Annotated in this window: 16 protein-coding genes; 11 read left to right on the forward strand and 5 right to left on the reverse strand. The window is 66.3% G+C overall.

Going from position 1 to position 14,179, the window contains the following annotated elements:
- From Q4P07_RS11790 to Q4P07_RS11805, 4 genes are all read left to right on the forward strand, one after another.
- Nucleotides 1-827, forward strand: an 827-nt coding sequence (locus Q4P07_RS11790) for a hypothetical protein (protein ID WP_303375109.1), incomplete at its 5' end; no start/stop codon positions are given.
- 17 nt (nucleotides 828-844) lie between these two features.
- Nucleotides 845-1,222 carry a hypothetical protein gene (locus tag Q4P07_RS11795; protein ID WP_303375110.1) on the forward strand — a complete coding sequence of 126 codons (378 nt, stop codon included), beginning with the start codon at nucleotides 845-847 and terminating at the stop codon, nucleotides 1,220-1,222.
- Nucleotides 1,223-1,510: 288 nt separating this feature from the next.
- Entirely contained in the window at nucleotides 1,511-1,939 is a 429-nt protein-coding gene (locus Q4P07_RS11800) for a cupredoxin domain-containing protein (protein WP_303375111.1), read from the forward strand.
- Nucleotides 1,936-2,439, forward strand: coding sequence for a hypothetical protein (locus tag Q4P07_RS11805; protein ID WP_303375112.1), 504 nt, complete (start codon nucleotides 1,936-1,938; stop codon nucleotides 2,437-2,439). Before Q4P07_RS11800 ends, Q4P07_RS11805 begins: the two co-directional genes overlap by 4 nt.
- A 48-nt stretch (nucleotides 2,440-2,487) precedes the next feature.
- Here the strand turns inward: Q4P07_RS11805 and Q4P07_RS11810 are convergent, their stop codons facing one another.
- A complete protein-coding gene (locus Q4P07_RS11810) occupies nucleotides 2,488-3,534 on the reverse strand; it encodes a LuxR C-terminal-related transcriptional regulator (RefSeq protein ID WP_303375113.1) in 1,047 nt (348 codons plus the stop codon).
- Between the two features lie 72 nt (nucleotides 3,535-3,606).
- On the opposite strand from Q4P07_RS11810, the gene Q4P07_RS11815 reads away from it, so the two are divergent.
- On the forward strand, nucleotides 3,607-4,260 hold the full coding sequence (locus Q4P07_RS11815; protein WP_303375114.1) for a hypothetical protein: 654 nt from the start codon (nucleotides 3,607-3,609) through the stop codon (nucleotides 4,258-4,260).
- 687 nt (nucleotides 4,261-4,947) lie between these two features.
- On the opposite strand, the gene Q4P07_RS11820 is transcribed toward Q4P07_RS11815, so the two are convergent.
- From Q4P07_RS11820 to Q4P07_RS11830, 3 genes are read right to left on the reverse strand one after another with little or no spacing between them, the layout of a single operon-like run.
- Nucleotides 4,948-5,619, reverse strand: a complete 672-nt coding sequence (locus Q4P07_RS11820) for a Type 1 glutamine amidotransferase-like domain-containing protein (protein ID WP_303375115.1) — start codon at nucleotides 5,617-5,619, stop codon at nucleotides 4,948-4,950.
- A 41-nt stretch (nucleotides 5,620-5,660) separates the two neighbouring features.
- On the reverse strand, nucleotides 5,661-5,942 hold the full coding sequence (locus Q4P07_RS11825) for a transporter (RefSeq protein ID WP_303375116.1): 282 nt from the start codon (nucleotides 5,940-5,942) through the stop codon (nucleotides 5,661-5,663).
- 31 nt (nucleotides 5,943-5,973) lie between these two features.
- A complete protein-coding gene (locus Q4P07_RS11830; protein ID WP_303375117.1) occupies nucleotides 5,974-6,246 on the reverse strand; it encodes a transporter in 273 nt (90 codons plus the stop codon).
- 242 nt (nucleotides 6,247-6,488) lie between these two features.
- On the opposite strand from Q4P07_RS11830, the gene Q4P07_RS11835 reads away from it, so the two are divergent.
- The 4 genes from Q4P07_RS11835 to Q4P07_RS11850 all read left to right on the forward strand — a co-directional run bounded on the left by Q4P07_RS11835 (nucleotide 6,489) and on the right by Q4P07_RS11850 (nucleotide 10,295).
- Entirely contained in the window at nucleotides 6,489-7,019 is a 531-nt protein-coding gene (locus Q4P07_RS11835; RefSeq protein ID WP_303375118.1) for a hypothetical protein, read from the forward strand.
- A gap of 13 nt (nucleotides 7,020-7,032) precedes the next feature.
- A complete protein-coding gene (locus Q4P07_RS11840; RefSeq protein ID WP_303375119.1) occupies nucleotides 7,033-8,550 on the forward strand; it encodes a molybdopterin-dependent oxidoreductase in 1,518 nt (505 codons plus the stop codon).
- A gap of 107 nt (nucleotides 8,551-8,657) precedes the next feature.
- On the forward strand, nucleotides 8,658-9,554 hold the full coding sequence (locus Q4P07_RS11845) for a hypothetical protein (protein ID WP_303375120.1): 897 nt from the start codon (nucleotides 8,658-8,660) through the stop codon (nucleotides 9,552-9,554).
- Between the two features lie 9 nt (nucleotides 9,555-9,563).
- Nucleotides 9,564-10,295, forward strand: coding sequence for an AMIN domain-containing protein (locus Q4P07_RS11850; protein WP_303375121.1), 732 nt, complete (start codon nucleotides 9,564-9,566; stop codon nucleotides 10,293-10,295).
- Here the strand turns inward: Q4P07_RS11850 and Q4P07_RS11855 are convergent.
- Nucleotides 10,272-11,021 carry a polysaccharide deacetylase family protein gene (locus tag Q4P07_RS11855; protein ID WP_303375122.1) on the reverse strand — a complete coding sequence of 250 codons (750 nt, stop codon included), beginning with the start codon at nucleotides 11,019-11,021 and terminating at the stop codon, nucleotides 10,272-10,274. The two genes, Q4P07_RS11850 and Q4P07_RS11855, sit on opposite strands and share 24 nt — an antisense overlap.
- Before the next feature lie 517 nt (nucleotides 11,022-11,538).
- Here Q4P07_RS11855 and Q4P07_RS11860 point away from each other — a divergent pair.
- Both Q4P07_RS11860 and Q4P07_RS11865 read left to right on the forward strand, forming a co-directional pair.
- On the forward strand, nucleotides 11,539-11,688 hold the full coding sequence (locus Q4P07_RS11860; RefSeq protein ID WP_303375123.1) for a hypothetical protein: 150 nt from the start codon (nucleotides 11,539-11,541) through the stop codon (nucleotides 11,686-11,688).
- A gap of 117 nt (nucleotides 11,689-11,805) precedes the next feature.
- A complete protein-coding gene (locus Q4P07_RS11865; protein WP_303375124.1) occupies nucleotides 11,806-14,088 on the forward strand; it encodes a putative transposase in 2,283 nt (760 codons plus the stop codon).
- Nucleotides 14,089-14,179 lie beyond the last annotated feature (91 nt).

Below are 14,179 nucleotides of genomic sequence, written 5' to 3' on the forward strand. Positions count from 1 at the left end.
GACCCGATGGGGTCGTTGCCTCAAGACCCGGCGTGGGCCAGCGGAGGCGGACACGTCGCGCTGCCTTCGGCGGTGTCGCGGCAGCGGTCGCCGTCGCGGTGCTGGCCAGCGCGTTCCTTCCCGGCGATGGCACCCCGTCCCCTTCCCCAGGCACGCCAGTCTCCACCACCACCCAGACGGCGACCTCCCCCGCCTGGAGAGTGGCTCCGGACGGCACCCTGTATGCCATCGCGCCCTCGCTGGGCACCGAGGCGAGCCTCCCGAGCGCGGCATGCGGGCTAGGTCGCCCGCTCGAAAAAATCGACCCAACCGCCACTCGGCGCGAACTCGCTGACCTGGTGGCCAACGACCCCAGCTGGCCCTCCCGCCTCCCGGTCGCCGTCTTCCTTGAAGCGGTCGACGCCCCGGCTTACGCCGACGCATCGACGTTCCAGCCCGTGTTCGCGCGACTCGACGGCAGCCTCGTCACAACGGGCATCCGCCTGGGCTTGGTGAAGGATGCCGGTGGAAATCAGGCGGTGCCGCTGTTGACCGGTTCGCTGTCTGACCGCAGTGTGGCCTTTGCCCAACCGAGCAAGGTCGTCGTGATCGAGCTGGTCACCGGATCGGTAACCAGCTACCCCGTCCCGTCTCAAACGATCGAGCGGGTGCGGTGGGTCGGGTCCGCGGTCGTCGCCAGTGGAGACGACGGGGCTTGGGAGATCGACACGGCAGCCCCGGCGCCGACCGCGAACCAACTCCCCCCCGGCTATACCGGGGCCAAGGACGTGATCGGGGTGGAGGAGAACGAGCGTCCTTCGGTCACGAGGTGGGAGCGGGGGGACTGAAGAAGACCACTGCGGCGGTGAGGGCACCAGTGCTCCAGCCGTACGGTCAGACCTTCTCCTCGGACGTGATGGCGGCATCCGCGGTCTTCCTCACCGACGCTCTGAGCGCGGACGGCGGCGTGGCTCCATACCAGGGCCTTCTCTCGGTGCCGCTCTCCGACCCCAGCGGACGACGGCTGCTGGTGATGGGTGAGTCACCCGCCCGGAACAAGGGGTGCTGCCAGGTCGTCGGCTTCTCCGAGCAGCGCATCCCCCTCTATACGAACGCTACGGCCGCGGGAGTGTGGTTGCTGCAGTGGAACCCCGAGAGCGGAGTCGTGAGCCGGGTGGTGCTGCTCCAAGCCAACCCGGCCGTGCCGCCGGTACTCAGCTTCACCGTCGACACTGGGAGCTAGCCCCGCGTCGGTCTCGGCTTCATCGAGGACCTTGACGTGCGACCGATGGATGGGGTGCGGGTCGTCCAGTTGACCCCTCCGTGGTGGTTCGAGACGTCGGCGGGGGCGTGCGGTATGCGGGGTTTGAAGACGTGGATGGCAACACCTGGACCGTGCAAGAGATGGCGTGGCGCACCGGTGACACGTTCTGACGGGGCGGGTGGAACAGTGCCCGTGCGCCGTCCGACCCCATCCAGGGCCATGGGTCGCTACGAACCCCTGTCGACCACAACTGACGAAGGAGACAAGATGACCCTCTCGAAGATCGGATTGGTGAGCGGAGGCGTGGCTGCGCTCCTTGCGCTGACCGCCTGTGGCACGTCTGGGAGCAACGAGCAAGGTCCCGCGCCAGCTCCATCGACCTCGACGTCAGCCCAGCCATCCTCGGCCACCTCGCCGCCGGAGGAGACGAGTTCGACCACTGGTCAGACGGTGTCCATCACGATCGAAGATTTCAAGTATGAGACGCCCGCGACAGTTGCTCCCGGAGCGACAGTGACGGTCACGAACAACGACTCTGCCTCCCACACAGTCACCTCTGATGACGGGGAGGCGTTCGACGTCACCGTTCCCGGCAACGGGAGCGTGACATTCACCGCTCCGAGCAAGCCAGGCACCTTTGCCTTCCACTGCACCTTCCACGGGAACATGCAAGGAACCTTGGTCGTGAAGACATGAACGTCGCTTTCCGTCTCCTCGTTGCTGCGGCCCTAGTTGTCGACGCAGTTGTCCACGTCCATCTCGCGGCTAATTATCAACTGGCAGCCCCAGGCGGGATCGGTGCCGGGAACATCTTCAGGATCCAAGCAGCGATTGCCGTACTTGCCGCCATCTACGTCTTGGCGCGAGGCTCCCGCAGAGCATTCATCGTTGCCGGACTCGTCACCGTGTCGGCGTTCGCGGCCGTCATGGTCTACCGCTATATCGACATCCCCGCTATCGGACCGATCCCGGCCATGTACGAGCCCATCTGGTTTGCCGAAAAGACCCTTAGCGCGGTCGCCGAAGCGGCTGGCACGGTCCTGGCCGGTCTAGCCGTGGTGACGGCGACCCGGCCACGACGACCGGCTCGGCCCACGACAGTCGAATTGAGTCCCAGCGAGGCCGACGCATCCACGCTCAAGGACGAGCCGCCTGCGGTGGACAGTAGGGTCGGATTTGCGCACTGGGCCAACTGAGCGCCCCGCGTGTCCAGCCTCGTCGGGGCTGTCGGTCGCCGGAAATGCTCAGCCGATCATCCTGACCAACACCGCCGCCGCGGCCGCCCGGTTGTCAACGTCTAGCGCGCAGAAGACTTGCTGGCAGTGCTTCTTGACCGTGCCGAGGCTGATGTCCAGGGTGGAGGCGATTCGCTGGTTGCTCTGTCCTTGCGCCAGCAACAGTGCCACCTCGCTCTGGCGCGGCGTGAGTCCTTGCTCGACGAGGGTTGCGCGATCCACGGGCTGCTGACCGTGAACGTCGTCGACCCGAAGGAAGACCGTGTGAGGCCCCAGCCACCCCCGCACCACGAAGGCGGTGACCGGGCCGACAGACGTCTCTAGCGTCCGCGGCTCCGTCGGCGGGAGCGGCCCTCCGACCGGCCAGGCGGGGTCGAACTCCAAGAGACTGGTCAGGGGCGCCGGGAGGGGCTCACTCTCACGGCATCCCTCGGCGATTGCGGTCGCACCTTCGACTGCCATCACGCGGTGGTTGTGGTCGACGCTGATGACCTCCCACCCGGCCCCGCGCAACCCCTGTCTGACAGCCGAAACCTCACCCAGGACGTGCAACCGGTGCGCTATATGCCCACCTACCAGCCCCAGCACCGCCCGGTCACGGTCGGTGAAGGACTCACGGCTATTGAGCACCAGCCCACCGACCACCCCGGGCGGGCTGGGGATGCGGATGCCAAGTTGGTCCCAAACCCCGAGGGGGGCGTAGAACTCCTGGAAGAACGACGAGGACCGCCATACGCCAGCGTCGGTGACGTCGCCCCAGGTGAGCGGGCGGGTGTCAGCGGTCCGCCGGAAGTGTTCGGCGAGCGGGTTCTCCCGCCATCTCCGCGCCAGCATTGGTTGGAAGTGGTCAAGCTCCGCGCGCCCCGGTGAAGGATGGATGCTCGCGTGCACCTGATCGGGGGCGACCCAATTGAAGGACGTCGAATCGCACGGCACCAGGTCGAGCAGTCCGAGATGGGTAATTGCCTGGACCTCATCGGTGTCACCCGCCGCGTGCACCCTCTCCACGAAGGCCCACACGCGAGCCAGATCCGCGTCGTCGACGGCACTGGTCATCCCTTCAGGGTACTCACGGCTACCACCAACGGACCATTGCCGACGCCCCGATAGCACGGCAGCATTCTTACTATGAGGAATGGTGTGTTCGGCTTCTTGATCGTCGGGGCGGTCCTGCTGTCGGGGTGCGGAGGTGGCGAGGGAGCTGCCGACCCCGGAGCGGAGCCCTCGAGCAGTGCTACACACGAGGAGATGATGACCGGGGAGTCGCCTGACGCATCGACGCCCGTGGCTCAGTCCACCGCCTCCGAGTCGACTGATGGCGGGAGCGTGCCCGTGGCCGGTGAACCCTGTGCGCTACTCGATCCGGCATACCTCAATGACTTGATGCAGGGCGAGAAAACCATGCTGGGCACGCCCTACGAGTTCCAGGAGCCGTTGCGCCGGGGCCCTCGTCCCTCGTGTGCCTGGGAGGAGGGGTCCACCGGCCTCAAGCTGCGACTCACTCTCGAATCTGCTGCCACATCTCTCATCGACGACCACAGCGGGCGTGCCTACAACATCGACGTCGAACCGGTGGCGGTGCCCCAGAACGGACCGGGCACCTCCGCCGTGTTGCTTACCGACCCCGCCTTCGCGGCCGCCAGCGACGACAACTTCGCCTACGGATACTTCTTCGTCGCGGACGAGGTGACCGTGTTCGTGGAATCGGTCGGCCTCGACCTTGGAGCAGAGAAACTGCGAGCGATGGCCGACGAAGCAGCCGACCGGATCGCCGACGGCTAGGCGATGATGACACCGGGCTAGGAGGTCTACGCGAAACGGGACGGGCGACGCCGTTTCTGGGAAGCCTAGCTGGGCAAGATCCTGCGGCTCCTGGCACCGATCTCCTGCAGGGCACCCACGGTATAGGTGAGCTGAAGAGCCCCACTGATGAGCTCTAGCCAACTGACCATCTGGTCGCGGGCGACGAACAAGCCGCAGAGGTGTCACAGTAAATTCCTTACACGTGGCAGCCGTGAGGCGCACGGCATCCACCGCGCACCCCTGCCCGCACACCCGAGACGGAACAAGGCCATGGCAACGTCCCCGACATCGACCGGACCACCGTCGCGCCTCGGCATGCTGGCGAGCAGGCATCGCGGCGTCGTCGGGGGCTTGGCGTCTCTCGGAGCAACGGCTCTGGCAGTAACTTTTCTTGTCGTGGTGCCGGAGAAGGCGGGGGACGTCCGGGCGCTCCAGTCCTGGTTGATCCACTACGCGCATTCAGGGTGCTGGGCACTGCTAACGTTCGCCGCCGCCGGGTGGGCGCTGCGGGCGCCTAGACAGGTGGTGAGGTGGGCTGCGGTCGGAGCATTGGCTGCCTACACCGCATTTTTTGCAGCGTTGACTCTGTGAGGGAGAGCAGGCCTAGCCTCACCACGCCAGCCATCGCCGCCCTCACAGGGGACGTGAAGAAACTGTCGGTGGGACTCAAGACGTCGTGGCTGTCCCGAATGTGCGCCACCGTCCTTCGGAGACCACCTCTATGGAGCCGTCGACGACCTTGATGGCCGTCTGCTCGTCGATCGCGTAGGCCGGGACGCCAAGGTCCGCTGCCCACTTCTCCGCCTCCGCGATGGTGTTCTGCGCAAAGGCGTCAAGGTGCGGGAAAATCGAGAAGTCGACGAATCCTAGGGTGCGGTCGTCCGGCGCGGATGGCCACTGGACGAATTGCGCACCGATGCGGGGAGTCATGACCATGCTCCCGGCGCTGACTCCCACCCAGACCGTGTTGTCCAGGGAGGGCAGGAGGTCCGCGAGCCCGGACTGCCGCATCCAGTGACACAGGTATGTCGCATCGCCGCCGTCGACGAGCAGGGCGTCAGCCTGCTCAACCCATGGCACCCAGCGACCCTCTCCAATGCTAGGCAGCGCAGTGAGCTCCAACATTCCCAACGACTTCCAGCCCAATTCGCTCATGGGTGCGGGGGTGTGGCCGGCGATGAAGCGCCAGGCCGACTCAGGCGTGCACAGGGGGTGCCCGTACTGAGCGGTGGGGATGCAGAGAGCGTGCGAGTCGGCGATTGGTTTGCCCAGCAGGTCAACCAGCGCGTCATGAATAGTGCGGTTCCTCACACCGCCGGAGGTGAGAAGAAGTTTCATCGCGCCTCCAGTCTGGCGTGTGTGGTGCAGGTCGCCGTGACTCAAGCCTCGGCGTTGAGGGCGGTGGTCTCCGTATCAGGCTCCGACCGTTTAGTCCAGATCTTCCAGAGTCCGTAAAGAGCGACTGCTGCCCAGATGACTTCTAAGATGAACAGGCCCGGGTTGAACGGACGGATCGCCGTATAAGTGAAGCCGATGGCGCCAAGGAAATTCAAGGACTGATAGAACGGGGAGGTCGAGCCGACCAGACCAAAATTGAGTGCGCCATACGCCACCACGAAAAAGACGCCGGCGACGATGCCAATTCCATACGAATAAACCATCTTCTACATCCCTTTCCGTGGAGTGGTTATCTCAGGCAGGCGCGTCTGACTCAACTCGTGCTTTCCTTCTGCTGAACCAGATCTTCATGATTCCAAAAAGACCCAGGAGTGACCAGATCAGCTCGGTCCAAAAAACACCGATATTGAACGGATCGGCAGCAGACGCGGTGAGGAAGCCCGCGCCGACAAAGTTGAGGACCTGGTAGGTGTAATGGTCCGGGGTCAGCTTGCCGAGGTTCAGCAGGGCGAACGCCGCGAGCAGCGCAACCGAGGCAATGAGTCCAAACACCACCATGGGTGACATGTGTGCCTGTCCTTCCTACTCTTCAGACTGAGCGGACCATGATCTTGGCGGCCAGCAAGTGCGCGGTTGGAAGTCTACTGCCCCTCGCGTGGGGCCTTGGTTGCCCGCACCGCAGGGACTCGACCCCAGCCTCCGCAAGTGCGCGCCAGGTCCCAACCCACCTGAGCTAGGAGAAGCCCTGCGCGGTAGCCTAAAGACACTCTGCCGACGCAGTGAGCCATCCGCATGAGAGGGAGCACGCCATGAGGGGAGACGAGCGTTCTCCGGCCCTGCTGGCGGGTGTCGACTTCCGGGGTACGACGAACGCGACGGAACGGGTCTCTGAGCACATCAAGCCAGGGAAGCAGCGCGCCCCATTCGCGCGCTACATACGCATCAATCTCCCGCGCACCGTCCGGCTGACTCTCCTGGCAGTCGTGGCATTCATTGGCGTTGCTGCCGCGGTGACCGCGCTCGGTGACATCGAACCGTTTCCCTTCGCCGACCCGATCCTGTGGACGATCGGCGGAGCCGCACTGGTCTTCGTGGTCGTCGGACTCGCGACGTCGGCCCGGCTCTGGGCCTGGGGCACCGCAATTGCGGGTGCTGCCATCCTCACCTATCTCCTCGGTCTCGCTGGCACCCCACCGTATGTCTGGAACGGCGCCAGCATCCCGCAGGCGGCCATGTGGAACCTGGTCTTGCTTTTATCGTTAGCCTATCTGGTCCTGGTCGCAGCGTTGCGTTACGGCATGATCGTCGCGGCGCCGGACAACCAGAACTTCATGGACTAAAAGGAGCTCCGGCATGGATCTAGGATTTCCCTGGTGGCTCCGCGTGGAGCACTTCCTCAACATCATCTTCATCTCCTTCCTGGTCCGCTCAGGGATCGAGATTCTGGGCACCTACCCCAAGTTGTACCGCTCGCAGCACAACGTCTCGGGCACGTCCTGGGCTCAGTTCACTATCCAGGAGCAGCCGAAGCACAAGTACTACACGGTCGGTGGTGAGTATGACGACTACTCGCCCCGGATCTCGATGCCCGGCCGGGGGCTGCTGGGTCTGGGCCGCTACTGGCACTTCATCACCGTCACGGGATTCGTCGCCAGTTGGGTGATCTACTTCGTACTGCTGATCGCCACGGGACAGTGGCGACGCTACGTCCCCACGTCGCTGGACGTCTTCGTGCAGGCTGGCAATGACATGCTCTCCTACCTGGCTTTCCAGGTCCCCGAGCCAGTGGCGGGCGCGGCCTTCAACAGCATTCAGCAGCTGACCTATGGAGCAGTGATCCTGCTCCTCACGCCGCTGGTGATCATCACGGGCGCGTTCCAGTCACCGGCTATCGCTAACTACTTCTCGCGCATCACTCGCGCGGTCGGTGGCCGCCAGGTCATCCGCAGCATCCACTTCTTTTGCCTCATTGGCTACGTCGCATTCTTTGTGGTCCACGTGATCATGGTGGTCATCCACGGCTACATGCACGAGACGGCCAAGATGGTGTTCGGGAATTCAGACCGCCCACTGGCTGGCGGGCTGATGTTCTCCCTCGGTCTCGTGTTCGTGGTCATCCTGCACGTGGTCGCCACCACATGGACGCTCAAGGATGGCCGCGCCGTCGAGAGGCTCGCTAACGTGGTCGTCAGGCCATGGTCGAACCTCCTCTACAAACTGCCCGCCCGGATGCACTACGAGCGCTCCAACGTGTCGGGTGAGGACAGGGGACTGGCCAACACCACCCACAACTTCCGTGGCAGTGGCAGACCGCCAGAGGCTGACGAGTACTTGGCGATGATGGCCAATGGCTACGAAGACGATTACGTGCTCGAGATCGGCGGCTATGTCGAACGTCCGATGACGCTGACTTTGCAAGATCTGCGAGATCTCGCGGACGGACATTCCCAGACGACGCTCCACCACTGCGTCCAGGGTTTCACCTCCATCGGCAAGTGGCGTGGAATCGCAGTGTCTGACCTGCTGGACCTCGCTGTCCCGCTCCCGGGCGCCACGGACGTCGTCTACACGAGCTTCCAGGACATGGGCCGCGACGACGCGCTCTATGAGGGCGGCATGTACTACGAGTCCAACCCCATGGTGGAGGCACGGATGCCGCAGACGCTGATCGCCTTCGAACTCAACGACGACGGTGAGATCCCGGCTAAAAACGGCGCACCGGTGCGGCTACGCGTCGAGACCTCGACCGGGTTCCGAAGCCTGAAGTGGCTGGAACGCATCGAGGTAGTCAACCGCTACGACATCGTCGGTGAAGGACGCGGGGGCTACTTCGAGGATGCCGATTTCTATGACCGAAACCAGCTGATCTGATGACTGGCAACACGGGAAGGAAAAGCACCATGTCCCGAGTGAGGGGAGACGTTCCTCCACGGACCCAGGCGGAGCTCGACGCTCGCGTGGCGCAGTGGCCCCGTCCCGTGCGCAACACCTTCAACGGGATGTTTCCGCTGCACGAAGACCTCGAACTCACTGATGCACAGGTCCAGATCGTGCTTGACTATGTGGCCGAGGTCGACTTTCATCTGCCCGGGTCCAGCCCTCAAGATTTTCTGGTCGTTCGCTGGGCTCGCTACGCCGGGTTCCAATTCTTGAGTGAGCCGTTGGAGGCGTATGCCGTCGGGCTCCGCTGCACGACTCCGGGCCTTGAAGAGCACCACACTTTCATCCGAATGTCGTGGGGACAACTCATGGGTGAGGTGGACGCACCCCGGCTACCTGTCAACGAGCCAGTGTTGGCAAGCGACATGTTGTTGCTCAGTCGATATCGCGACACCCGCACCGGACCGTCACGCACGGGGGTCGATTCGTACGCGAGGGGCAGCATCGACGGCATACCCGGTGTCGCTTTCGACCTCAAGCTCTTGGCGGGCGCGCTCGACGATGTGCTGGCCCACGAGGCCACCGGCAAGGGCCGCGAGATCAACGCCTGGTGGGACCCCGCCATCAACTGGGGTGTAGCCATGGCGGGGCGCTATCCGCGCCTGAAGTACTTCGAGTCGAAGGGTCGCCTGAACCCAGTGGAGCTGGCCGAGCTGCATGCCTTCGAGCGGCGTGCGGCCCAGGCGGAGCCGACGCTGCGAGAGCTAGGCCTGGCGTCGCCCGCGCCGGTGGCGGAGGCCACCTTGAAGCAGGCGGAAAAGGCCGAGTCTGGCAATTTTCTTGCCCGTCATCGGATCCGTAACCCGCGGCCTCTCACCGAGACTCGCCCCGCGAGCGATCCCGTCCCCGAGAGTGAAAGCCGGCCCTACACCCTCGATCGGGAAGGTTCGGTCACGCCGTCGTCTGACGGCCCCAAACCGAGCGGGGACGTGTAGTTTGGGCAGATGAGCGGCCGGACCAGCAAGGTGCAGACGGCAATGATCTCGGTCACCGCCTTGGTGCTGGCCGCGTGCAGCACCCAGGTCGATCCGGGCACGACCACCGAACCGCTGCCGAGCGCGACGTCAGGCCCGGCGGCCACCGAATCCACGGGCTCTCCAGACACAGGGTCGGCAACGGGGTCGAGCGGAGGCGTTACCACTTCACCTCTGGCCAGCACTGAGGGCAGCACCGAGACGGGCACCGAGACCAGTGCTGACCCGGCGGGCACCCAGGACGCACCGTCGGACCTGCCCGGCTTTGTGGCGGCAGCTGCGACCGCCCAGCAGGACCCAGCAACGGACACCCAGCTGATCATCGACGACGTGCGGCTTGGCCTTCAGGACGGTTACGACCGGGTCGTACTAGACATGTCGGGGACTGGACAGGCTGGCTGGATCGTGAAGTATGTGGAGGCACCCGGGCTGGACGGCAGTGGTGACCCGGTCGATCTTGTCGGGGATTTCACCCTTCAAATCAGTGCCCAAGGCATGGCCTACCCCGAGCCCGGTAACACCGCATACGACCCGGGTTTTCTGATGGTGGATGGCGGCGAACTGCAGCAGGTCACGCAGGTCCTGCGAGCGGCTCCGTTTGAGGGCCAGGTGCAGGTCTTCATCGGGACGCAGACGCAAGCGCCGTTCAGAGTGTTCTGGCTCAGCGAGCCGGAGCGTCTAGTGATCGACATCCAGCACTGACGCGGCCGGCAGCACGTCAGCGAGCCGCGCGAAGGTGACGCCTCGCGCCAACATTTCCGGCAGGGCGAGCGCCATACCTGCCGCCGTGCCGGACCCAGGCTGGTTGGCGTGGGCGATCACGATGTCACCGTCGCCCGCACGGCCGACCTCCGTGGCCACCTGCCCGGCGCTGAACGTGGCACCGGCGTCGCCGTTGATGCTGAAGTTGACCACTCGCTGACCGAGCGCTTCGGAGATCCTGACGCCGACGTCGTCACAATGGGCCGTGCCGGACCGGAACCACAGGGGAGCTGTCCCGCTGAGCTTGGTGAGCGCGGCGACCGGTGCGGCCACCTCGTCGTAGGCGGCCCCCGCATCGCGGGTGCCTCTGATCCCATAGGCGGCGCTCCCGTCGACCGTCAAAGGCCGGTGCTCGTGCCCGTGGTTGGCGATCTCGATCATTGGGTCGGCGGCGAGCTCGCGTGCGAGAGATGGGTTGGCGGTCAGCCAGCGAGAGTTCACGAAGAACGTGGACGCGATCCCGTGTTTCTGCAACAGCGTCCACAACGCGTGGTCGAAGCTCTCGCCGTGCGGACCCCCGCACAGGTCGAAGGTGAGCGCCACGCCTGCACCAGCATGGCTCAGCAGGATTCCGGGCACCTCCAACCCGAAGGTGGCCGGGGCCTGTGCGCCAAAGGTGTGGACGACGTCTTCACGTGTTGGCAGGGCGGGTGCCGACGGCGTCATTGCAGCCTCGGTGGGTGCGGCCTGGGAATCGCTGGCGTCCGAGGCGGTGGTGGCTGACTCGCCATCGATGGAGGGTTGCGTGGATAGAGGGCGCTCACGAGCCCGACCCGGATCCGCGCAGGCGGACAGCACTGAGGCAAGCCCAGCGACCCCAAGGCGCAGCACCCCCCGGCGGCCCAGCGCTGCAGAACTCTCTACCGGTTCCCCCGCATTGACATCCACTTCACCACCCCTCTCAGTTGAACACGAAATCAAGAACGTCCATCGTCGCACGCACTGTTGCTCAGGCAGCCCCGCCTCACGACGGTCGTAGGTCCACCACCCGTGGACACGTGGCCGCTAGCCGGGGCCTGCAGCCAGGGATCTACCTCGTCGGCCTGCTTGACGACGGCCATGATCTGTCCCATTCACCGGGCGGGACGGATGCATGGCTCAGGTGGGCCAGGTCATCAATAAGGGAGAGACAACTGTCCTGTCCAGGAGGCGTGGGTGGCGTCGGGGGTGGGAGGCTAGGCGGGTGAGCACCCGACCTGGCCCTGCCGACTCGCAACTGTGGCTCATGCAGCCGCGGTGGGTGCCGGCGCTGCGAGCCGGCATCGGCGCCGTCATATCGGCGTGCGCGATCGCGGCGCTGGTCTTGGTGTGGCCCTGGGGCCAGGACTCCTGACATAGCTGGGGTCTGACCGGCGTGTTTGCTGGGGAATGTGCGGGTCCCGGCAGCCTCGATGTGAGATAATTCAGTCGTAGGTTTGCCTTGGTCGGAGGGGTTGTCAGAATGTCGGTCATGACTGCTCAGGCACCGCTGCCGCTGGTCCCGGCCGACGCCGTCGACATCGGGGCGGTCGCCGCCCTGGTGGAGGGGGACGACGGGTCGGGTCAGGTGTACGTGCGCGGCGAGCTGGCCTACCTGTGGGGCCCGGGGGACCGGGTCGGGCGCCGGCTGGCGGCGGTACAGCTGATGGCGGTCGGCGCGGCGAGCGGGGCCGCGGTCGCGGCCGGGTTCGGCATCGACCGGGAGACGCTGCGCCAGTGGACGCGGGCGATGGAGGCCTCCGGGACGGCCGGGCTCCTGCCCGGACGGCCCGGGCCGAAGGGCCCGTCGAAGCTGACTCCGGCCAGGATCGCCCAGATCCGCGCCCTGCGCGAGGCGGGCGGCTCGTTGCGGGCGGTCGCCGAGGCTGCCGACGTCTCGACCGACTCGGTGCGTCGCGCCCTGGCCCCGCAGGCCGAGGACGCCGAGGCGGAGGACGGCGAGGCGGAGGAGCAGGAAGAGGCCGAGGTACGCGACGAGGTCGTGCAGGTGCCGGTGCTGGCTGTACCGGTCGCCCGGGCCGGTGAGCGTTCCGCGGCCCGGGCCGGGCTGCTGGCGGCCGCGGAACCGGTGTTCACCCCGGCCGGCCGGGTCCCGCTGGCCGGGCTGCTGCTGTCCCTGCCCGCCCTGGGCGCCACCGGGTTGCTGGACTGCGCCAAGGACGTCTACGGGGCTTTGCCGGACGGGTTCTACGGGCTGGACACGATGCTGCTCGAGGGCGTCTTCCGTGCCCTGGCCGGGGAACCGCGGGCCGAGGGCGCGGCCCGGTTCGCACCGGCCGACCTGGGCCGGGTGCTGGGCATGGACCGGGCCCCGGAGGTCAAGACCGTCCGCCGCAAGATCGCCCAGCTCGCCACCCAGGAGCGGGCCGCCGACCTGCTCGCCGCCCTCGCTGCCCACCACCTGCACCGGCCCACCCTGCCCACCGGCGACAGCGAGGACGGCAATGACGGCGACGCCCAGGCCGAGGTAGGGATGGTGCTCTACGTCGACGGGCACGTGCGCGCCTACACCGGCACGAGGAAGATCGCCAAGACCCACCTGTCCAGGCTCCGGTTCCCCGCCCCGGCCACCGTGGAGACCTGGGTGAGCGACGCCGAAGGCGACCCGGTCCTGGTGGTGATGGCCGAACCGGGCGCCTCCCTGGCCGGTGAGCTGCGTCGGCTGCTTCCCCGGCTGCGCGCCGCCGTCGGCGACGACCGGCGGGTGCTGGCCGGCTTCGACCGCGGCGGCTGGTCACCAGCGTTGTTCGCGCACATGCACGCGGCAGGGTTCGACGTCCTGACCTGGCGCAAGGGACCCGCCCACGACGTGCCCGTCGAGGAGTTCACCGACGTCACGCTCGTCGACGAGGCCGGGCGGGAGCACGTCTGGAGGCTGGCCGACACGGTCGTGGACCTGCCCCTGGGCTCCAAGGACGAGCAGACCGGGAAGGACGAGTTGTTCACGATGCGGCAGGTCACGCGCCTGGACACCAAGAAGGGCATCACGAAGCAGGTGCACGTGCTGACCACCCGAACCGACCTGGACCCCGCCCAGGTCATCTACCGGATGGGCTCGCGATGGCGGCAGGAGAACTACTTCCGCTACGCCCGCACCCACCTGGGCCTGGACGCCCACGACTCCTACGCCGCACACGAGGACGACCCCGACCGGTCCGTGCCGAACCCGGCCAAGCGTGCCGCGCACAAGGACGTCGCGAACGCCCGGGCCCGGGCCGAACGGGAGAAGGCCCGCGCGCAGGCCGGACTGCTGGCCGCCCGCACCCCGGGCAAAGGCAGCCGCGAGACGCGGCTGGACAACCGGGCCCACGACGCGATCACCAGCCCCTGGCACGCGGCCCAGGACGACCTGGTCACCGCGCGCGCCGTCCACGCCCAGGTCCCGACCCGCGTCCGGCTGGGGGACCTGGCCCCGGGCCAGCAGGTCCTGGACACCGAGACCAAGCTGGTCCACCACGCGATCAGGATGGCCGCGTTCAACACCACCACGACGATCGCCCGCGACATCCGGATCAGCACCGGCTACGCCCGCGCCGCCCAGGAGGCCTACACCCTCACACGGCAGGTCCTGACCCGCACCGGCGACATCCTGCCCGACCCGCACGCCGCCACCCTCACGATCCGCCTGGACCCGATGCCCACCGCACGGGAGACCTCCGCCGTCGCCGAGCTCTGCGAGCACCTCACCGCGACCGCCACCACCTACCCAGGCACCGAACTCAGACTGCGCTACGAGATCAAAAGCAAGCCCTGACCCCCAGAAGATTTCCGCTCCATGTCAGGAGTCCTGATCCCTGGCAGGGACAGCAGTAGCGGGTCATCCCCATACAGGCCCGCCCAGTAGC

Origin of the sequence: Ornithinimicrobium sp., from assembly GCF_030537745.1 — a bacterium.
Classification (GTDB): domain Bacteria; phylum Actinomycetota; class Actinomycetes; order Actinomycetales; family Dermatophilaceae; genus Ornithinicoccus.

Bases quoted from the DNA above. Each gene is read 5' to 3' on its own strand.
- Q4P07_RS11800 (WP_303375111.1), top strand. From the start codon at position 1,511: ATGACCCTCTCGAAGATCGGATTGGTGAGCGGAGGCGTGGCTGCGCTC.
- Q4P07_RS11805 (WP_303375112.1), top strand. From the start codon at position 1,936: ATGAACGTCGCTTTCCGTCTCCTCGTTGCTGCGGCCCTAGTTGTCGAC.
- Q4P07_RS11810 (WP_303375113.1), bottom strand. From the start codon at position 3,534: ATGACCAGTGCCGTCGACGACGCGGATCTGGCTCGCGTGTGGGCCTTC.
- Q4P07_RS11815 (WP_303375114.1), top strand. From the start codon at position 3,607: ATGAGGAATGGTGTGTTCGGCTTCTTGATCGTCGGGGCGGTCCTGCTG.
- Q4P07_RS11820 (WP_303375115.1), bottom strand. From the start codon at position 5,619: ATGAAACTTCTTCTCACCTCCGGCGGTGTGAGGAACCGCACTATTCAT.
- Q4P07_RS11825 (WP_303375116.1), bottom strand. From the start codon at position 5,942: ATGGTTTATTCGTATGGAATTGGCATCGTCGCCGGCGTCTTTTTCGTG.
- Q4P07_RS11830 (WP_303375117.1), bottom strand. From the start codon at position 6,246: ATGTCACCCATGGTGGTGTTTGGACTCATTGCCTCGGTTGCGCTGCTC.
- Q4P07_RS11835 (WP_303375118.1), top strand. From the start codon at position 6,489: ATGAGGGGAGACGAGCGTTCTCCGGCCCTGCTGGCGGGTGTCGACTTC.
- Q4P07_RS11840 (WP_303375119.1), top strand. From the start codon at position 7,033: ATGGATCTAGGATTTCCCTGGTGGCTCCGCGTGGAGCACTTCCTCAAC.
- Q4P07_RS11850 (WP_303375121.1), top strand. From the start codon at position 9,564: ATGAGCGGCCGGACCAGCAAGGTGCAGACGGCAATGATCTCGGTCACC.
- Q4P07_RS11855 (WP_303375122.1), bottom strand. From the start codon at position 11,021: ATGACGCCGTCGGCACCCGCCCTGCCAACACGTGAAGACGTCGTCCAC.
- Q4P07_RS11865 (WP_303375124.1), top strand. From the start codon at position 11,806: ATGACTGCTCAGGCACCGCTGCCGCTGGTCCCGGCCGACGCCGTCGAC.